Consider the following 20,299-nt stretch of genomic DNA (forward strand, 5'->3'; position numbering starts at 1 on the left):
AATTGACCAACATGAAATGTAATGGTATCCGCCCATATTTACTTATTTAGAAGCTTTTGCAATCGCTTGTTCTAAAATGTGCAACCCTTTTTCTAAGTGTTCATCTGTAATCACAAGCGGTGGCAAGAAACGAAGCACATTGCCGAAGATACCCGCACTTAAACCGATTAAGCCGTTGTTCCAGCATTCTGTCACGATTTTGCCTGTCTCTTCTTTCGCCGGCTCTTTCGTTACGCGATCCCTTACTAATTCAAGCGCAACCATTGCACCAAGCCCACGTACATCTCCGATAAGATCGTATTTCTCCTGCCAACTGCGGAAGGCATTCATCATGCGATCGCCGATGACTTGCGCACGTTCTACCAAATTCTCTTCTTCAATAACATCAAGCACCGCAAGGCCTGCCGCACATGCCACTGGGCTTCCAGCGAATGTGCCACCAAGCTGTCCAGCTCCAGGTGCATCCATCAATTCAGCGCGTCCTGTAATGGCACTAAGCGGCATACCTGCTGCAATGGATTTGGACATTGTAGTAATGTCCGCCGCTACCCCGTAGTTTTCCATCGCAAACAATTTCCCTGTACGGGCAAAACCGGTTTGGATTTCATCCGCAATCATAAGAATGCCGTACTTGTCACAAATGCGGCGTACGCCCTGTACAAAAGTAGTGGAAGGAACAATGAATCCACCTTCGCCCTGTACTGGCTCCATGATAATAGCAGCGATATGATCTGCTCCCACTTCACCGAGGAAGAATTGTTCAAAATGATGTAAAACTTGCTCGTCCAGTTCCTCTGGCAACATTCCTTGCGGTGCACGATAATAATAAGGGTAAGGCAATTTATATGTTTCCGGGGCAAACGGTCCGAAGCCATGTTTATACGGATTTACTTTGCTTGTTAAAGACATGGTCATTAAGGTACGGCCATGGTAGCCGCGTTCAAACGAAACAACAGCGCTGCGACCGGTCGCTTTCCGGGCGATTTTCACAGCGTTCTCCACCGCTTCCGCGCCGCTGTTCGCAAACATGGTTTTCTTTTTAAAATCGCCCGGCGTTTTTTCGTTCAATTTTTCTGCAAGCTCAATATAGCTTTCGTACGGCATAACATGAAAACAGCTATGAATAGAAGCCGCCGCCTGCTCTTGAATGGCTTTTACCACTTTCGGATGACAGTGACCAATATTCTGCATACCGATACCACCAGCAAAATCAATCAATTCATTGCCATCTACATCAGTAACGATGGCTCCTTGCGCCGATTGTATATATAGCGGAGTTACATGATACGGACCTACAGGAACCGCCTCTTGACGGCGAGCATGTAATTTTGCAGATTTTGGACCTTGTGATGTTTGTGCGTTTGTCGTCATCTGTTCTCTTCCTTTCCTTTTCCTAAATATTTGTTCATCTTTCGCACAATCGTAGATTGGTTGACTTTTAGCGCCTCAGCACAACGGTACGTATTTTCGTATTTTTGGTAGGCCATAGAAATCAATTGCTTTTCCACTTCTTCGACGGCTTGCTTCAGTGGACATAATCCTTTTATTTTTATTGCCCAGGCCTCCTGGTAATTCTTGCTGTCTTCCCAAAGACTCGCCGGCAAATGGTGTGGTAATACTTCTGTCCCTTCGCTTGTTACAATCAAGCGTTCCACCATATTTTCCAGTTCTCGCACATTGCCGGGCCAGTCATAAGCGCTCAAAATCTCGATTGTGTCTTCATGGAACTGCTTGTACAACCCGTATTTTTTTGTAAAACGAGCGATAAAGTGTTGAATAAGAGCTGGAATTTCTTCTTTACGCTGGCGAAGCGGAGGAACTGAGATCGGAATAACGTGCAAACGGTAAAACAAATCTTCACGAAAACGACCTTCTGCAATCAGCTTGTGTAAATCTTGATTGGTCGCAGCAATAATACGCGTATTTACCGTTAGCAACTGATTTCCGCCAAGCCGACGGAACGTATTATCCTGCAAGAATTGCAAAAGTTTCACCTGCACGCTTAACGGAATTTCGCCGATTTCGTCAAGAAACACGGTACCGCCGTCCGCGATTTCCAGCACACCTTTTTTCGACGTATTCGCTCCGGTAAACGCCCCTTTTTCGTATCCAAACAATTCCGATTCAATCAATGTGTCCGGGATGGCCCCACAGTTGATATGGACAAAGTTTTTCGTACGGCGGTGACTCGCCCGATGCACACGTTGCGCAATCATCCCTTTCCCAACTCCAGATTCCCCCATAATTAAAATGGTGGAGTCAACGTGAGCCACCCGTTCGGCCAGCTGGTAAATTTGCTGCATTTCCGGCGAAAGCACCACCATGTCGTCCTGAGGTTCATCTTTGCTTTGCTTCAGCTTCTCCAATTCAAGACGGTAAGCATCCAGCAAGCTTTCCGTCGTTTCCAGACGCTGGCGCAGCATCTCGACTTCTTCGTACTCTCGTGAGTTAAAGATAATTCGATGGAGGCTGCCGTCCGGGTTGAATACCGGGTTTCCGATTACGTGCAGCTTTTTTCCATTTACCGTCACCTGAACGCCGGACACTTTTGTCCGCTTTCTGATAATTTCCGGCGTAATGCTCGGCGTAAATACGCCTTCTGCGGCAAGTTCCGTCGTTTTTTTTCCCAGTAATTCACCAATGGGCCTTCCGTACAACTGCTCACTTTTCGGCCCAGCGCGCAAAATTCTTCCTTCTCCGTCCGTCACCAAAATCTCATCAAACGACGTATCAAAGATATTTTCCAGCTCAAAGTACTGATCATCGCGCCGCAGGACAAGAAAATCCGCCGTATGAATACCACCTTCGTAACACCGCTTCCATTCCCCGCGCAAAGAAAAAGAAGGAGTTTTAATCTGCGTCTCCCAAAAGTCCTGTCCAACCCGGCAAAACGATTCATAGGAAGAAAAAACAAGAGGTAAGACATCAGACAGATGCTTGCGTACTACGTCCGTTTCTTTAAAGATAAACCAATTCTCCATCTTGCCCTTCCAATGAATAATAAATCCATCTGGAGACAGGGCAAGCATGCCGTACGGCATCTGCATCCACAGCTTGTCAATATCCGGTGCAGCATACGTTTCCAAAACCCTCACCTGCTTCCTCGTCTCCCTTCTCATTTTTCTTCCCTGCACATTTTCTAAATAGCAAATACTATGCCAAAATTAAAAACTTTATTTCTGAGGAATTCTTATAAAAGAAGGGAGAGAATATTAATGCAATTTCGCATTCAAATCTATTTTAATATACTGAATAATTATAACCTATGTATTATTTATAACTTTGTATTTATTTTTAATGCTAATTTGCATCAATATAATGCTATATAGCATTTAAAAATTTTATGTACATTTCCGCTTAATCAGAGAAGGTGATAATGATAGAATAAAAAGAAAATGGAAAGGATGATACGATGGCACTGAACAATACCTGCATTTTCTGCAAAATCATCAAAGGGGAAATCCCGTCAGCCAAAGTATACGAAAATGAACATGTCGTCGCGTTTCTTGACATCAGCCAGGCAACGAAAGGCCATACGCTTGTTATTCCGAAAACCCACAAGCAAGACATTTTCGAATTAACACCGGACATCGCTTCCAATCTATTCGCATGCGTGCCGAAGATCGCAAACGCCATGAAAAAGCAGTTTAACATAGAAGGGGTGAACCTGCTCAATAACAGCGGTAAAGTAGCGGGACAAACAGTATTCCATTACCATCTGCACATCCTGCCGCGCTATGGCAAAGAAGACGGATTCCATCCAACATTACAGGAGAACAACGCCCAGTATACACCTAGCGATCTGCAAGAAATCGCTGCTCATATCGCCGCTGGCATCGAGTCATAGGGCATGTATACATAAAGGAGCGAACCAATCGTTCGCTCCTTTCTTTATCGTTTACACCGACTGACTTAACGCGCATACGATAACGCGGTCATTTCTCACAAGGTCTTCATACGATTCTCTTTTCACCGCCACATCGGCGCGCCCGTCTTTGACAAACACGACAGCAGGGCGGCGAATTCGGTTATAATTATTCGCCATGGAATATCCGTACGCGCCCGTACAAGAAACAGCGAGCAAGTCGCCGGGCTCCGCCTTTGGAAGTGCATAATCCCAAATTAACATATCGCCGCTCTCACAGCATTTCCCAGCGATCGAAACAACCTCGGCAGCCGGCTCATCTGCGCGATTCGCAAGCATTGCCTCGTATTTTGCTTGATATAATGCAGGACGAATGTTATCAGACATACCGCCGTCAATCGCCACGTATTTACGGATGCCAGGGATATCCTTAATCGCTCCGACCGTATAAAGTGTGGTGCCAGCTTCGCCCACGATGCTTCGGCCCGGCTCAATCCAGATCTCCGGCAATGGATAATTGCGCGCCGTAAACTGACGGCGCACTTCTTCCGTAATAACCTGTACGTATTTACTTACCGGCAGCGGATCGTCTTCTGCCGTATAGCGGATGCCAAAACCTCCGCCCAGATTCAGAACCTCGATCTCGTATTTCGTCTCAGTGCGTACCTGTTCCAGAAATTCGCCCAGCACTTCAATCGCCCCGATAAAGCCGGTCGTCTCGAAAATTTGCGAACCGATATGGGAGTGAATGCCAAGCAGCTTGTAGAAAGGCTTATCGAGCGCGCGCTTCACCGCTTGCAGCGCCTGTCCACTGGCGACGCCAAAACCGAACTTCGAATCATCCTGACCGGTGGAAATGTACTCGTGCGTGTGCGCTTCAATTCCCGGCGTTAGACGAAGCAGAATCGACACAATTCGTTCCTCTTTTTGCGCCAAGTCATGCAAAAGCTCAAGCTCGAAAAAGTTGTCGACGACAAAGCAGCCGATACCGGCGTCAAGCGCCATCTTTAACTCATCTTCCGTTTTATTATTGCCGTGGAAATGAATGCGTTCTGCCGGAAATCCTGCCTTAAGCGCCGTATATAACTCGCCGCTTGATACAACATCCAGCGACATATTTTCCTCGGCGATCAACTGGCACATCGCTATACACATAAACGCTTTGCTGGCGTACGCTACCTGAAAGCGGAATCCACTTTCCTCGAACGCTTTAACATAAGCGCGGCACTTCTCCCTTATGAGCGCCTCATCATATATATAAAGTGGCGTACCGTATGTGTGGGCCAGTTCCGTCGTGTCGCAGCCGCCGATTTCCAAATGCCCTCTCCCGTTTACTCTGCTCGTTCCATGTAAAAACACTCGGCTTCCTCCTCATTTTATACCCTATAAATATCTTATACAGTACCATACCTTGCGAAAGTATGACAACTAGACATTTTACTTCTTTCGCAATTTTCGCGAATATTTAGGGAAATAACCGCTCTTCTGCAAAATAAATTTGACCGCTGCCAGTGTCACTGGGCAACCCACGCATGTCTCATCACGTCCTTTCATTTTGCCGATATCTCCGATTCCGACGATAACCGGGATCTGCAACATGTTCAAAACATCTACTGTATCACCTATAATATATGCTTCACTTCCGGCTTCCACAAACCCATTTTTATTTACCGGACGCCTGACTTTTCGGCCGTATCTATCTATGCAAATATCTACTTTTACACCAAGTGCGCCTTTCGTTCGCGATGCAACGGCGATAGCGCCCAGCACCTCAATATCAGGGTGGGTAGATACATAATACAACGCTTCTTCCCCTTTTCCCATGTGAACATCACCGTTGTCGTCAAACATAACCAGTACCGGATCATGTTTGGCCTTTTTGATCAAGGAAACGATCTGCGGACCGTTCAATGGCGTCGGGTTTCCAGCCGAACGGGAGATGCAGCGGCCACCGATTCGCCGCGCCACTTCTTCTACTGTACTGCGAGCCACAAAATCCCCATCCGTAATAATAATGATTCTCCGTTTTCTGCGCTGCATGGCCTATCCTTTCGGCTTAAAAATAAGCGCAGCAAAAAAACTGAACGCGATGGCAGCCGAAATGCCAGCACTCGGAACTTCAAAAATTCCGGCAATCAGACCGATAATCCCGGTCTGTTCCGCTTTCTGCCATGCACCATGATATAAAGCGTGCCCAAAGCTCGTAATCGGCACAGTGGCTCCGGCACCCGCAAATTCAATGAGCGGATCGTATAACCCAAGCCCATCCAACACCGCACCGGTGGCGACAAGAATACTCATCACATGGGCGGGCGTCAACCTGGCTATATCCAATAAAAGCTGACCTATGACACAAATCAATCCTCCGACAAAAAAAGCGATCATCACCTGTCCCATGCTGTTATACCTCCTCCGCTTCAAGCGCCACGGCATGCGCGATACATGGAATGCTTTCACCCTGCTGATAACTGACCGGACTGAACAGCGCGCCGGTCGCGCAAATCAGCACCCGCTTAATGCTTCCTTCTCTTAGCCGATTCAAAATATAACTGTAAGTAACCACGGCACTGGACGCACAGCCGCTTCCACCGGAAAATACCTGTTGGTCCGGACTGTAAATCATTAAGCCACAGTCGTTATACACCGGGGTCATGTCATATGAAAGGTCTTTCATTTCATCCTTTAAAATCGCGTATCCGACTTTGCCCAAATCGCCAGTAACAATCAAATCATAATCGGATGGCATCCGATCCGTATCACGGAAATGCGTAGAAAGCGTATCGACCGCAGCCGGTGCCATCGCGCTCCCCATATCAAACGGATCTTTGATTCCCATATCTACTACCTTTCCGATGGTTGCATACGTGATGCGCGGGCCGCTTCGGCCGCATCCGACAACCGCCGCTCCCGCTCCGGTTACCGTGCATTGAGCATATTCCGGTTTTTGTCCGCCGTATTCTGTCGGATAACGGAATTGTTTTTCCGCCGTACAATTATGGCTGCTACAGGTAGCGACAATGTACGATGCGTATCCGGCATCCACCAGCGCCGAACCGACCGAAAGCGTTTCCATCGAAGTCGAACAAGCACCGAACATTCCGATAAGCGGAATATTTAACTGACTTGCCATAAAATTGGAGGAAATCGTCTGGTTCAGTAAATCTCCTGCCAGAATAATATCAATCTCGCTTTCCAGCAAATCGCTCTTTTTAATCGCCGTCTGCACCGCCTCGTACATCATAAACTGCTCCGCTTTTTCCCATGAAGCCTGTCCTGCATACATATCAGAATGGATATGGTCGAATTCCGCCGCAAGCGGTCCTTCCCCCTCGAGCGGTCCGACGGAAACAGCGCTGCCCAGTATACGGATGTCGTTCACAAAACGCCACGTCTGGCTTCCACATCGATGCCTTGCTTTCATCCTTTCACATCCTTACACTTTGATAATGAGCCATTTGATCAGCGAAACGACAAGCGCGGCTACGACTCCGTATACGATAACTCCCCCCGCCAGTTTAAACATGTTTCCGCCGACACCAAGCACCCATCCTTCCGCACGATGTTCGATCGCCGCCGATGACATCGAATTGGCAAATCCGGTGACAGGCACAGCCGATCCCGCTCCTGCATACTGCCCGAGCTTATCATATACGCCAAATCCAGTAAGCAATACAGAGATAAAAATAAGCGTTGCCACTGTCGGGTCGCCCGCCGTTTCTTTAGTGAAATTAAAAAAACGAATATAAAAGTTGGATACTAGCTGGCCAAACGCACAAATTGCGCCACCGACCCAAAACGCCTTTACACAGTTTGCTAAATAGGGTGGTTTCGGCTTGTATTTAGCTGCGCGTTCGCTATAGGCTTGTTGCGCTTTCATAAGTCTGTTTTGATTCCACTTTTTTACAGAAGAAGCCATAAACGTTTCATACTCCTTTCACGTCATTTCAAATAAATCATCCAGTGAAATAAAGAGCCGACGATCTTGCCGAACGCCAGCGCTATGATAAACCAATGAAGATAGTCATATACCTGCATGCGCTTCGATAAAATGGGAATAACATTCAGCACTTCCGTCAGTGCGGCCCCAAGAAATCCGACAAAAATCCCCATAAACGCACCAACAATACCCAGCAGGAAAACAGGCAAATACAAAGGAGCAGAAAAAAAGTCAAACACTGTGAAGAAAAATGCACCAAAAACGACAGCCCATTGAAAATGTAAAAGATACTGATCGGTTTTTGTAATCTGGACAAAACGAGGAATTAAGTCAAGCACCGTAATGAGAGCGACAATGCCTCCGCCAACAATCAGCCCTCCGCTTAAACCCACAAGAGCCAGAAACAAAGAAATGATCATTTTTTCTTTGCTCCGGGCGCTTCATGCGCTAATACATACTCGTCCACATTTTGCTCATACAAAAACATTTCCAATTCAAGCGGACTCGGTTCTTCATTAAACTTTTTACGAAAAATATGGTTGAAAAATAAAATCATGCCTGCACCGACACCGAGCGAATACGGGATTTGAATAATGAGCGGATGCGGATTCTTTTTCCCGGTGACCAGTTCATAAATGCGCTGGTGCACTTCCGGCATGCTGACATCAGTATGAAAGTTCATAATCGCAAGTCCTGAGCCGATAAAAAGCACAATCCAGACAAATGCAACAAGCAGCAGGCTAATTTTTTTCTTCGGCAATTGGACTTCGATGATCATTTGTTCCGCTCCGATGTTATGCACGAACAATTCGGGATATGCGCGCTGAAGCGTTTCAATGATTTGAATCATATCGACAACATAGCGGTTCCCGTCCCCGGGCTTCAGTACATGAAGCACCTGCTCTCGAATCGCTGTTTCAGCAGGGCTGTTTGTCACCAATTCCGCTACATCTTTCACACGAACGACTGCCCCTGGCGGAAGCTGCACTTTTCCTTTTAATTTCACATACACGCGGACTGGATCGGCCATGCACCATCCCTCCTTACACCAAATAGTATTTGTCTGACGAAAGAAGGCTATGCTGATGAAGACCGCTGCGTGCTCCGTCTTGCTTCTTGTACAGCTCGATTGAAATTAACAAGGAAAAAAAATGCATAAAAAACGAATAAGCGCGAAGGAAATTGCACTTCCTTCGCGCCGTTTGCTTTTACTTTTCAATTTGTTCCTTCATAATGCGGAGGATTTTCTTTTCCAAACGCGACACCTGCACCTGGGAAATTCCGAGCCGTTCCGCGACTTCGGACTGCGTCTGATCTTTATAATACCTAAGATATACAATAAGCCGCTCCCGCTCAGAAAGCTTGCCGATCGCTTCTTTTAAAGCAATTTTGTCAAACCACTTGTCTTCGTCTCTGTCCGAAATTTGATCCATAAGCGTAATCGGGTCGCCGTCGTTTTCAAATACGGTCTCATGAATGGAAGACGGGGCCCGGTTTGCTTCCTGCGCATAAATCACTTCTTCCGGCGTAATCCCAAGCACTTCCGCGATTTCTTTTACCGTGGGCAGACGCCCAAGATCTTTCGACAGCTCATCCTTGACCCGCCGGACTTTATGGGCAATTTCTTTCAGCGAACGGCTCACTTTCACCGTACCATCATCGCGCAAAAACCGCTGAATTTCGCCAATAATCATTGGCACTGCATATGTTGAAAACTTCACGTCAAACGTCAAATCAAACTTATCAATCGCTTTTAGCAGGCCGATGCAACCGATTTGAAACAAATCGTCCGCTTCATAACCACGGTTCAAAAAGCGCTGAACGACCGACCATACCAGACGAATGTTGCAGTTCACCAATGTATCTCGTGCTGTCGTATCTCCCGCCTGACTTTGCGCAAGTAATTCTTTTACTTCCTTGTCGGATAGATAAGCGTGATTGGCATTCCTTACATTGGTCTCCATCGGCATGTCTCCTAATTACATAGCGCTTCGTTTTTTATCAGGTTCTTCACCAACCGAATGCGTGTACCCCGGTTAATTTCCGTTTCAACTTCCATTTGATCCATAAAGTTTTCCATAATTGTAAAGCCCATTCCAGAACGTTCCAGTTCCGGCTTTGTCGTAAAAAGCGGCTGCCGTGCCTCTTCCAGGTTAGCGATGCCAATGCCGTGGTCTTCCACAATAATTTCAATGAAAGATGGCGTATACGTCGTCATAATCATCACGGTTCCGTTCTCGTCACCTTCGTATCCGTGAATAATGGCATTTGTAACCGCCTCGGATACGACCGTTTTGATTTCCTCCATTTCTTCCAGCGTAATATCAAGCCTGGATAAAAACGAAGCGACCGCGATTCTAGCAAATCCTTCATTCTCGCTACGTGCCGCAAATTCTAATCGCATGAAATTGTGACCGGTTTTGTTTTCCATTTACGCCACCCCCAGCACAAGGAGCGCTTCCTGTTCAGACTCCTTGATTTTTAGAATCTTGAACAAACCAGATAGTTCAAACAGACGGTAAATGACCGGATTGATCGAACAAATGACCATATCCCCGCCACGGGCAGAAATCTTCTTGTAACGCCCGAGAATAACGCCCAAGCCGGAACTATCCATAAAATGCAAATGAGCAAGGCTTAATAAAATATGCTGGACAGGTTCTTCCGCGAGTTTCTTCTCGATGTTTGTTCGCAACATATCCGCTGTATGGTGATCCAGCTCTCCTTCCAGTCGGACGATCAAAACACCATGAACTGTTTCCATATCAACTCGTAAACTCACGCAGAGCCACTCCTTCGCTTAAGTGATACTGGGAGATTCTACGAAGCCGGTCACGATTCCTGCCACCCGACAAAACTAGAAAAAAACCGGGGAAATGTGGCATTTTTCTCCTTTTTCCCGATTTTTCGCACCTGTTATCCGCCGAACATTTTGCGGGCCGCTCGTTTAAACAACTTCCACCATCCGGCTTTTTCCACGTTGCTTGCGGCAACCAGATCAACGGTGCTGACGGTTTTGCCGTCTTTTTTAATTACTATCTCACCGATTTTTACCCCTTTTTTAATCGGCGCTTTCAACTCCGATTGAATGGCAATCACTTTTTCATACTGAGAAGCTTTTTCCCCTTTTTTCACCAGCATACTAAAATGATACGGCACAATAATGTCGACCGTTTCTTGCATGCCTTTTTCAACCGGCACGGTTTTCACCACCTGGTTTTCCTTGTAAAGCGGCTGGCTGTCATACTGGTTAAACGCATAGTCCATCATCGCGGCAATTTCCTGGTTGCGTGTTTTGGAATCAGGTGCGCCCATCACTACCGCGATTACGCGCATATTGCCGCGCTTTGCAGTCGCGGTTAAACAATACTTTGCCTCAGACGTGTAGCCGGTTTTCAAGCCATCCGCGCCGGGATAGAAGCGGACAAGCCTGTTCGTGTTTACCAGCCAGAACGGCTTTTTCGTGTCCTTGCGCAAATAGTCCTGATAAAGGCCCGTATATTTTGTAATTTTTTCATGCTTTAAGAGTTCACGTGACATGAGCGCAATATCGTGGGCGGAAGAGACATGTCCCTCCACCGGCAATCCATTGGAGTTTTTAAATAATGTGTCGTCCATGCCCAGTTCTTTCGCGCGCTTGTTCATTTTCTCAACGAATGCTTGTTCCGTGCCGGCGAGATGTTCCGCCATCGCGACGGACGCATCGTTGCCAGAAGCGAGCGCAATACCCTTCAGCATTTCATCCACGGTCATTTCCTCGCCCGGCTCAAGGAAGATTTGCGAACCTCCCATAGAAGCCGCATAATCGCTTGTCCGCACTTTATCCGTCAGCTTAATCTCGCCGCGATCAAGCGCTTCCATGATGAGGAGCATCGTCATAACTTTCGTGATACTGGCGGGCGGTAGGGGTTTATGTCCGTTTTTCTCGTACAGAACCGCCCCTGTGTCACGATCCATCAACACGGCCGAAACCGCATTCGGTGTAAGGTCTACGCCTTGCTGCTGGTCAGTAGTTTGCTTTGTCTTTTCTTCTGCGGATACAGGCCCGCTGAACAGTGACATTATCAGAAATATGCAAAGCAATACAATAGGCAGCTTCTTCATCAAACTTGTCCCCTCCAATCATAATAGTATCTATTTTCGCCATGAAGTTTGACATTATATACCTCCATTGAACATAAAAAAGCAGGATGATCGCACATCACTCACCCTGCTTTTTTATCGATATACATCGTCTTTAATGTTTCGATCCTATCCTTCAAAACTTACGCCATGGCAAAAGCTCTGCATTCTTCTGTGCAACGTAAACATATACGGCCGCACACTTCACAAATACGCGCGCATTTCCTGGCAATGATTTAATGCTTCAAATGATTCATTTTCCTTACACTGGCCCCCATCACATTTCTATCGTAAAGATGGCAAGCGACGAAGTGTCCGGGTTCCGCTTCCCGCCAAACAGGCTCAACTTTGGCGCATGCTTCCATGGCATGCGGACAACGGGTACGGAAATGGCACCCGCTCGGCGGATTCATCGGGCTCGGTACATCACCTTTCAATACGATACGCTGGCGTTTGCGCTCCACTTCCGGGTCCGGAATCGGAATCGCAGATAGCAGCGCTTGTGTATACGGATGCAAAGGATTCGCATACAGCGTCTCGCCTTCGGCGAGTTCAGCGATTTTGCCCAGATACATGACTGCCACCCGATCGCTAATATGCTTTACCATCGACAGATCATGGGCGATGAACAAATATGTCAGCCCCATTTTGTCTTGCAATTCGCCCAGCAAATTCACGACCTGCGCCTGGATAGATACGTCCAGCGCAGAAATCGGCTCGTCACAGACAATAAACTTCGGCTCTACCGCGAGCGCGCGGGCGATACCAATCCGCTGACGCTGACCGCCGGAAAACTCATGCGGGAACCGGTTCATATGGTCAGGCTTCAATCCGACCAGATGAAGCAATTCCTGAATGCGTTCCCTGCGCTTCGCTCCGGTCGCCAATCTATGCAGATCAAGCGCTTCGCCAATAATATCGGCCACCGTCATCCGCGGATTTAAAGACGCATACGGGTCCTGGAAAATCATCTGCATATCACGGCGCAGCTTTTTCAACTCCCGCGGATTCGCTCGGTGCACATCTTTTCCTTCGAACAGCACCTCGCCTCCGGTTGCTTCATACAGACGAAGAATGGTGCGGCCCATCGTCGATTTTCCACACCCGGATTCTCCTACAACGCCGAGCGTTTCACCGCGTTTTACATCAAACGTTACGTCGCTGACGGCCTTTACTACACCGCCTCCGACATTGAAGTATTTTTGCAGATTGCGCACTTCCAGCAGAATCTCCTGCTTTTTATCGTTTTGTACCGAAGTTTCTGTTACAACCGTACTCATTGCGCAAATCCCTCCTTCCGGTTCACCTGTCTGGCCAATGGATGGTGCAACCAACAAGCTGCTTGATGATTACTGTCCATTTCTTCAAGCGCGGGCTTATGGTTACGGCATACTTCCATTGCATAGGCACAACGAGCAAAGAACGGGCAACCGGCAGGCGGACGCAAAAGGTCCGGCGGCGTACCGATAATAGGGTTGAGCGGCTCGTCTTTTTTCATATCAAGGCGTGGCACCGACTGCAAGAGCCCTTTTGTATACGGGTGTTGCGGTTCATAAAAGATTTGATCGACCATTCCTGTCTCCACAATCTCACCTGCGTACATGACGACAACACGATCACACATATCGGCCACCACTCCGAGATCGTGCGTAATTAAAATGATCGATGTTTTCGTTTTGGCCTGAAGCTTTTTCATCAACTCTAAAATCTGCGCCTGAATCGTTACGTCCAGCGCTGTCGTCGGTTCATCAGCGATCAGCAGTTTCGGCCGGCAGGCCAGCGCAATAGCAATCATGGCGCGCTGCCGCATCCCACCGGAAAATTCATGCGGATATTGGTTCACTCGCTTATCCGGCTGTGGAATGCCGACCATCTTTAATAATTCGATCGCTTGCTTGTGCGCTTCTCCAGCCGACATTCCCTGGTGTTTGATCAGGCTTTCCGTAATTTGTTGCCCGATCTTCATCGTCGGGTTTAAGGACGTCATCGGATCCTGAAAAATCATCCCAATATCGTTTCCCCGCACTTTTTGCATTTCTTTTTCACTTTTTTTCAGCAAGTCCTCTCCATTAAATAAAATGCTTCCTTTCTTATACTTGACCGGAGGATGCGGCAGAAGCTTCATAATCGACTGAGCGGTTACGCTTTTTCCGCAGCCAGACTCGCCTACGATACCGACCGTTTCGGCTTTTTTTACATGAAAGGTTACGCCGCGCACAGCTTTCACTTCGCCCGCATACGTATGGAACGAAACATGCAGGTCACGCACTTCAAGTATATTTTCCATAGGTTTTTCACCCTTTGCTTACGTTATTTGCGCATTCTCGGGTCAAGCGCATCACGCAAACCGTCGCCTAACACGTTAAAGGCGAACATCGTGAGCGAAATAAAGAAGCCCGGAATGAACAGCTGATAGACGTTTCCGACAAGCAAACTTACGAGCGCATCATTCACCATCGTACCCCAGCTGGCCTGCGGCGCTGGAATGCCAAGACCGAGAAAGCTGAGCGTCGCTTCGGCAAAGATCGCAGTTGGAACCGTCAGGGTCACATTTACAAGAATCGGCCCCATCATATTCGGAATCATATGCTTGCGCAAAATCCACTTCGTATCAGCGCCGAGAACCATCGCTGCCTGAACATATTCCTGCTCTTTGAGCTGCAATACCTGTCCGCGCACAAGGCGGGCCATCGGAATCCACCCTGTGATTGTCATCGCAATAATGATCGTCCACAATCCCTGCCCCATAACAACCATAAGCAGGATAACCATTAATAAATACGGTATACCATACAACACTTCAGCAATTCGCATCATAATATTGTCGATGCGCCCGCCTTTCAGACCGGAAATACCGCCATACAGTACACCGATCACAAAATCGATAAAAGCCGCCATGACACCGATAAACAAAGAAATACGCGCACCGTACCAGACTCGGGTAAAAATGTCACGCCCGGAAGAATCGGTACCGAACCAATGCTCGGCACTTGGTCGCATGTTTTTTATACTAAAATCTTGTTTATAATACGTATAACCGCTAATCATCGGTCCGATAATGGCCATAATGACAAGCGCGATAATCATCAAAAGACCGATCATCGCCAATTTATTCATCTTCAAACGGCGCCATACATCCGCCCAATAGGAGACGCTGGGGCGCTCGATTTTTTCCGCATCTTTAAAGTGATCTGTTACAGGTCGGAACATATCAGCGGTCAATTGCGATTCATGCTGCATTACTTACTCCCCCCTGCAACCTTAATGCGTGGATCAATCCACGTGTAAAGTACATCCACAACGAAAATCAAAAAAATAAGAATGGCGCTATAAAAAACGGTAGAACCTAAAATCACCGGATAGTCACGATTAAAAATACCTTTCACAAACATTTCGCCCATTCCGGGGATACCGAAAATATGCTCAACCACAAAACTTCCTGTTACAAGATTCGCTGTGATAATACCAAGCACGGTAACAACCGGTAAAATTGCATTTCGTAACGTATGTTTAATAATAACAATATTGCGTGTCAAACCTTTTGATTTTGCCGTCTTAATATAATCCTGCCCTAACACTTCCAGCATGCTGGAACGCATAAGACGCGCAATAAATGCCATCGGCATCGCCGCCAACGCCAGCGAAGGCAAAACGGTATGTTGCCATGTTCCCCAGCCGGATGGCGGAAAAATGTTCATTTCTACAGCAATATAGTTAATGAAAACCGTTGCCAAAAAAAAGCTCGGCACAGAAAGTCCGACGATGGCAAGAATCATCGACAAATAATCAGGCCATTTATTGTGATATAAAGCGGCAATGACCCCAAAAATTAAGCCAAGCGTAACCCCGATCGCCAGCGCCTGTAAACCAAGATAAAACGAAATGGGAAATCCTTGCGCAATATAATCGTTGACTGTGATCGCACTCGATTTTAATGATGGACCAAAATCAAGTTGTAACAACGATTTTAAATATAATCCGTACTGAACAATTAACGGTTTATCCAGATTGTAGTAAGCTCGTAAATTTTCGTATACACCGGGCGGCATGTTTCCTTCTTTTGCAAATGGGTCACCTGGAATTACATGCATTAAACCAAACGTTAGCGTAATCACCACCCACAGCGTTACGAGAGCCCACCCCAAGCGTTGCAAAGTATATCGTAACACCTTATCCCCTCCATTCCTTCATGTTTAGGAAATAGGAGATACCCAGAAGCCGGGTACCCCCTGATTTATGCGCACTACTTTTTGTCCGCATATTTCATGACCGGATACTCATCCGGCACCGTATAAACGCCGGTTACATTTTCTTTCACCGCATACGGCATCGCATAGAAGTAAATGGGCATAATCGGCATCTCATCCATCAAAATTTTTTCCGCTTTATGCATGAGTTCCATGCGTTTTGCCTGGTCAGCCGCTTTCTGAGCCTGATCAATCAGCGCATCATATTCTTTGTTTTTCCAGCCCGTGTCATTTTGTTTGCTATAGGAAGTGAACATTTCCAGCATGGTCATCGGATCTGTATAGTCGGCGATCCAGCCGGACCGGCTTACATCGTAATCAAGCTTATGCTCACGATCGATTTTCACCTGGAATTCCACGTTTTCTAGTCTGACTTTAAGTCCAAGATTTTTGCGCCACATTTCCTGAATCGCTTCCGCGATACGTTTGTGTGCATCAAGCGTGTTATACAAAATCGTAAATTTCGGCATGCTGGTCATGCCTTCTTCCTTAAGACCTTCCGCCAGCAGGCGCTTCGCCAGCGCTACATCTTCTTTAAAGAAATTGCCGCTCACTTCTTGAAACTCTTTGCCGCTCGGTTCTTTCGCACCCGGTCCGACATAACCAAACGCAGGCTTCTCCCCGCCTTGCGTGACATTTTGTGTAATGGTATTGCGGTCAATCGCCAGCGTTAAGGCCAAACGTACCTTTTTGTTATTGAACGGTTTCTTTGTCGTATTGAAACGGTAAAAATACGTAGCGAATTGAATCGCCGATTTAAACTCAGGCGAATTGCTAGACTTAAGCTGTCCAATCACATCGCTCGGCAGCGGATAAAGCAAATCGTAATCGCCGGAGCGGAAAGACTGCCATGCCGTATTTTCATCTTCTACCATCGTCCAATGTATGCCATCTAATTTAATGCGGTCTTTCTCAAAATAATTTTCATTTTTCGCCATTTTCAAATGACTTTTATGCTGCCATTCGACCAATTTGAACGGTCCGTTGGAAACGAATGTTTTAGCATCGTTTGCCCAATTCGGATTTTGTTCCTGCACCTTTTTATCGATTGGAAAATACGTATAGAAAGATACGAGTTCTTCAAAGAACGGGGTCGGATTTTTCAGTTTGACTTCAAGCGTTTTGTCGTCAAGCGCTTTTACACCCACTTTGTCTTCAAGCGCTTTCAATTTTTGTGGATCCTTTTCTTTCGACTCATTGTACTGCTGGGCTCCGTCGATGTAATATAAAATCCAAGCATAATCCGAAGGTGTAGAAGGGTTCAGCACATATTTCCACGCGTATTCAAAGTCATGGGCTGTCAGCGGATCACCGTTGGACCATTTAAGTCCGTCACGCAGATGGAAAGTGTATTTTTTCTTATCTGGGCTTATATCCCACTTCTCGGCCATCGCCGGCACAATTTTCCCGCCCTCTTCTTTCATCGTCAGACCAACAAATAAATGACGCATCGGCCAACTATCATGCGTACCTTGCGCTCTCGCAGGATGCAGGGAGCCAGGCTCAGTAGAGTTATTGACGCGAAGGATTTTTTCTCCCGCCTTTTCGCCTCCGGCCGATTTGTCTCCGCCGCCACAACCTGTAAGCGCTAACATAAATAAGAGAACAAAACTTAAGAAAATCGAGAAACTTTTCTTCACAGTCATCAACCCCCTTAGTTTCAAATCATGTTTCCTATAAAGGACGTTTCCACACGGCCATTCATTAGCCCGCGTTGTCCTCTAACCCATCCAACGTCACATACGAAAATGAATCTTTATATTGCTTCAGTTCAATTGAAACTTCGGCCGAAACAATCCCTTCAACATTGGCTAAATCTTTGTTCACAAATGTAACCAGATCTTCATTCGAGCGAAAATACGCCTGAATGATTAAATCATTGCGCCCGGAAAACGCGCCAATAAAACGCACCGCCCGCAGTTTTCCCAGCTCTTCGGCAACTTTCTCCTGGTAGCCGAGCCTGGTGGACATACCGATGATAGCCTGCACATTTAAACCGACTTTTATAGGGTCAGTATGTACGATAAAATGAAAAATTTTATCTTCAATCATCCGGTTGATACGCGAACGAACCGTGCCTTCGCTTACTCCAAGCAAATGTCCCATCTCCGTATATGATTTCCGAGCATCTTCCTGAATAATTTTAAGAATCTGGAAATCGAGCAAATCCAACTTTCTCACCACCCCCCCTCCTTTCCTAAAAGAAATAATTATTCAGAAAATTCAACTTACGATTGCGGCATAATTTCGCCAAAAATCTATGTTTTTCGTAAATCAATTTTCTTAATACATAATATAAATATAAAACGATATACAATTAATGTAAATAATATTTTTATTAAATTCGTAAAATTATTTATGAATTTATACGTTTTTCCTATTATCCGTTCAATTTTGGAAGTACAGCTTTAAGGAGAGAAATAAGCTTTGGACGGGTACGGTTCGCTACTTCCACTACTTGCTCATGTGTCAAAGGTTCCAGTTCTTCACCGATCGCCATATCGGTTACACAGGAAATTCCCAGCACCTTTAAACTAGCGTGGCGCGCCACAATGACTTCTGGAACGGTGGACATGCCGACCGCATCTCCACCTGATCGAGCCAGTATTGTCAATTCTGCTGGCGTCATATACGACGGCCCGCTAATTCCAACATATACCCCTCGCTGTATGGAAATTCCCAGCTCTTTGGCCGTTTCCTGTGCGAGATGAATGTATTCTTTCGCATACGCTTCCGACATATCCGGGAAACGCGGGCCAAACTCTTCTATATTCGGGCCAATAAGCGGATGAGCACCCGTAAAATTAATATGGTCTTCAATAATCATTAAGTCGCCCGGCGCAAAAGTGCGGTTCATGCCGCCGCATGCGTTTGTAATAACAACCGAATGGACGCCGAGCAACTTCATTACATAAACCGGAAAGGTAACCTGTTTCATGCTGTAGCCCTCATAGTAGTGAAAACGTCCCTGCATCGCCACAACGTTCTTTCCTTCCAGCGTGCCGATGACAAGCTGGCCTTTATGTCCTTCTACCGTAGATACAGGAAAATGCGGAATTTTATGATAACTGAGGCACACCGTATCTTCTATCTCATCCGCCAACACGCCAAGACCGGAACCGAGAATCAAACCGATTTCTGGTTTCACAGAAATGTGGCTTTGAATGTATTCTGCTGCGTCTTTCAAGTTGGCAACATAATCTCTCATGAAAAAACCTCCTCTTATACTTATAATAAAAAGCCTGAAACAAACAGCGTATCTTTTGCTCCAGACTTTTTGATTACATGCCCTATATCTCTTTTATGATTGCTTTTACTAGCGTTAAAAATGCGCTTTTAACTTTTTCTGTTGTTTCCATTACTTCTTCGTGTGACAGCGGCTGCGGCAAAATGCCTGCGGCCATGTTGCTGATGCAAGAAATGCCGAGCACGCGAATGCCTGCATGACGCGCTACAATAACCTCCGGAACCGTAGACATACCGACCGCATCCCCGCCCAGAATGCGCAGCATGCGGATTTCCGCCGGCGTTTCATAGCTCGGTCCCAATAGGCCCACATACACACCTTCCTGCACCTTAATTCCGTGCGCATTAGCTACCTTGTGTGCAAGTGCGCGCAAGTCAGGGCAATATGCGGTCGACATATCCGGGAAACGTACCCCCAACTTTTCATCGTTCGGCCCAATAAGCGGATTGCGCCCCGTAAAATTAATATGGTCTTTAATCAACATCAAGTCGCCCGGCGCATAACTTTCGTTTACGCCTCCAGCCGCGTTGGTCACGATCATCCTGTCCACCCCGATCGCTCTCATGACACGTACGGGAAACGTTACTGCGTCCAGTCCATACCCTTCGTAATAGTGAAAGCGTCCCTGCATCGCCACAACGTTCTTTCCTTTCAGTGTGCCGATGACAAGCTGGCCTTTATGTCCTTCTACCGTAGATACAGGAAAATGCGGAATCTCCTTATATGGAATAACAGCCGGATTTTCAATTTCATCGGCCAGTACGCCAAGACCAGAGCCAAGAATTAAGCCAATCTCCGGTTTGATATCCGTTATGCTTTCAATATAAGCTTTCACTTCTGCAATGTTTGCTGTAAGCGACATCCCCTCTGCCTCCCTTATC

General features: G+C 46.6%; 22 protein-coding genes. 1 reads left to right on the forward strand and 21 read right to left on the reverse strand.

What is annotated here, in order from left to right; all coding sequences use genetic code 11:
• Positions 1-42: 42 nt before the first annotated feature.
• Together gabT and ACH33_RS12835 are read right to left on the reverse strand one after the other, a co-directional pair.
• Entirely contained in the window at positions 43-1,371 is a 1,329-nt protein-coding gene (gabT, locus tag ACH33_RS12830; protein WP_057899382.1) for a 4-aminobutyrate--2-oxoglutarate transaminase, read from the reverse strand.
• Positions 1,368-3,095: a sigma 54-interacting transcriptional regulator gene (locus ACH33_RS12835; RefSeq protein ID WP_062731159.1), complete on the reverse strand. Its 1,728-nt coding sequence runs from the start codon at positions 3,093-3,095 to the stop codon at positions 1,368-1,370. Before ACH33_RS12835 ends, gabT begins: the two co-directional genes overlap by 4 nt.
• A gap of 317 nt (positions 3,096-3,412) precedes the next feature.
• Between ACH33_RS12835 and ACH33_RS12840 the strand changes: the two genes are divergently transcribed.
• The gene (locus tag ACH33_RS12840; RefSeq protein ID WP_057899384.1) at positions 3,413-3,847 is read left to right on the forward strand and encodes an HIT family protein; all 435 of its coding nucleotides are present in this window, start codon (positions 3,413-3,415) and stop codon (positions 3,845-3,847) included.
• Positions 3,848-3,898: 51 nt separating this feature from the next.
• On the opposite strand, the gene lysA is transcribed toward ACH33_RS12840, so the two are convergent.
• The 19 genes from lysA to ACH33_RS12935 form a co-directional block, all read right to left on the reverse strand.
• A complete protein-coding gene (gene lysA / locus ACH33_RS12845; RefSeq protein WP_057899385.1) occupies positions 3,899-5,224 on the reverse strand; it encodes a diaminopimelate decarboxylase in 1,326 nt (441 codons plus the stop codon).
• A gap of 78 nt (positions 5,225-5,302) precedes the next feature.
• Positions 5,303-5,905, reverse strand: a complete 603-nt coding sequence (locus ACH33_RS12850) for a stage V sporulation protein SpoVABEA (protein ID WP_057899386.1) — start codon at positions 5,903-5,905, stop codon at positions 5,303-5,305.
• 3 nt (positions 5,906-5,908) lie between these two features.
• Positions 5,909-6,262 carry a stage V sporulation protein AE gene (spoVAE, locus tag ACH33_RS12855; protein WP_408863291.1) on the reverse strand — a complete coding sequence of 118 codons (354 nt, stop codon included), beginning with the start codon at positions 6,260-6,262 and terminating at the stop codon, positions 5,909-5,911.
• Between the two features lie 4 nt (positions 6,263-6,266).
• On the reverse strand, positions 6,267-7,286 hold the full coding sequence (spoVAD, locus tag ACH33_RS12860) for a stage V sporulation protein AD (RefSeq protein WP_057899387.1): 1,020 nt from the start codon (positions 7,284-7,286) through the stop codon (positions 6,267-6,269).
• A 12-nt stretch (positions 7,287-7,298) separates the two neighbouring features.
• The gene (gene spoVAC / locus ACH33_RS12865) at positions 7,299-7,781 is read right to left on the reverse strand and encodes a stage V sporulation protein AC (RefSeq protein ID WP_057899388.1); all 483 of its coding nucleotides are present in this window, start codon (positions 7,779-7,781) and stop codon (positions 7,299-7,301) included.
• 23 nt (positions 7,782-7,804) lie between these two features.
• Positions 7,805-8,221 (reverse strand): stage V sporulation protein AB, encoded by a 417-nt coding sequence (locus tag ACH33_RS12870; protein WP_057899389.1) that lies wholly within the window; start codon positions 8,219-8,221, stop codon positions 7,805-7,807.
• Positions 8,218-8,832 carry a stage V sporulation protein AA gene (locus tag ACH33_RS12875; protein ID WP_057899390.1) on the reverse strand — a complete coding sequence of 205 codons (615 nt, stop codon included), beginning with the start codon at positions 8,830-8,832 and terminating at the stop codon, positions 8,218-8,220. The genes ACH33_RS12870 and ACH33_RS12875 overlap by 4 nt, the downstream gene beginning before the upstream one ends.
• Positions 8,833-9,010: 178 nt before the next feature.
• The gene (sigF, locus tag ACH33_RS12880; RefSeq protein WP_057899391.1) at positions 9,011-9,766 is read right to left on the reverse strand and encodes an RNA polymerase sporulation sigma factor SigF; all 756 of its coding nucleotides are present in this window, start codon (positions 9,764-9,766) and stop codon (positions 9,011-9,013) included.
• An 11-nt stretch (positions 9,767-9,777) separates the two neighbouring features.
• Positions 9,778-10,233, reverse strand: a complete 456-nt coding sequence (spoIIAB, locus tag ACH33_RS12885; protein ID WP_057899392.1) for an anti-sigma F factor — start codon at positions 10,231-10,233, stop codon at positions 9,778-9,780.
• Entirely contained in the window at positions 10,234-10,584 is a 351-nt protein-coding gene (gene spoIIAA / locus ACH33_RS12890; protein WP_057899393.1) for an anti-sigma F factor antagonist, read from the reverse strand.
• A 134-nt stretch (positions 10,585-10,718) separates the two neighbouring features.
• Positions 10,719-11,906 carry a D-alanyl-D-alanine carboxypeptidase family protein gene (locus ACH33_RS12895; protein WP_057899394.1) on the reverse strand — a complete coding sequence of 396 codons (1,188 nt, stop codon included), beginning with the start codon at positions 11,904-11,906 and terminating at the stop codon, positions 10,719-10,721.
• A gap of 254 nt (positions 11,907-12,160) precedes the next feature.
• Positions 12,161-13,204 carry an ABC transporter ATP-binding protein gene (locus tag ACH33_RS12900; protein ID WP_057899395.1) on the reverse strand — a complete coding sequence of 348 codons (1,044 nt, stop codon included), beginning with the start codon at positions 13,202-13,204 and terminating at the stop codon, positions 12,161-12,163.
• A complete protein-coding gene (locus ACH33_RS12905) occupies positions 13,201-14,211 on the reverse strand; it encodes an ABC transporter ATP-binding protein (RefSeq protein ID WP_057899396.1) in 1,011 nt (336 codons plus the stop codon). Before ACH33_RS12905 ends, ACH33_RS12900 begins: the two co-directional genes overlap by 4 nt.
• Before the next feature lie 23 nt (positions 14,212-14,234).
• A complete protein-coding gene (locus tag ACH33_RS12910) occupies positions 14,235-15,164 on the reverse strand; it encodes an ABC transporter permease (protein WP_057899397.1) in 930 nt (309 codons plus the stop codon).
• The gene (locus ACH33_RS12915) at positions 15,164-16,093 is read right to left on the reverse strand and encodes an ABC transporter permease (protein ID WP_057899398.1); all 930 of its coding nucleotides are present in this window, start codon (positions 16,091-16,093) and stop codon (positions 15,164-15,166) included. Before ACH33_RS12915 ends, ACH33_RS12910 begins: the two co-directional genes overlap by 1 nt.
• Before the next feature lie 74 nt (positions 16,094-16,167).
• Positions 16,168-17,817 (reverse strand): peptide ABC transporter substrate-binding protein, encoded by a 1,650-nt coding sequence (locus tag ACH33_RS12920; protein ID WP_082706056.1) that lies wholly within the window; start codon positions 17,815-17,817, stop codon positions 16,168-16,170.
• Between the two features lie 58 nt (positions 17,818-17,875).
• A complete protein-coding gene (locus ACH33_RS12925; RefSeq protein WP_057899400.1) occupies positions 17,876-18,352 on the reverse strand; it encodes an Lrp/AsnC family transcriptional regulator in 477 nt (158 codons plus the stop codon).
• Positions 18,353-18,551: 199 nt separating this feature from the next.
• Positions 18,552-19,379, reverse strand: a complete 828-nt coding sequence (locus tag ACH33_RS12930) for a purine-nucleoside phosphorylase (protein WP_057899401.1) — start codon at positions 19,377-19,379, stop codon at positions 18,552-18,554.
• A gap of 82 nt (positions 19,380-19,461) precedes the next feature.
• Positions 19,462-20,280: a purine-nucleoside phosphorylase gene (locus ACH33_RS12935; RefSeq protein ID WP_057899402.1), complete on the reverse strand. Its 819-nt coding sequence runs from the start codon at positions 20,278-20,280 to the stop codon at positions 19,462-19,464.
• Positions 20,281-20,299 lie beyond the last annotated feature (19 nt).

The organism is Aneurinibacillus sp. XH2, from assembly GCF_001439585.2.
GTDB lineage: Bacteria > Bacillota > Bacilli > Aneurinibacillales > Aneurinibacillaceae > Aneurinibacillus > Aneurinibacillus thermoaerophilus.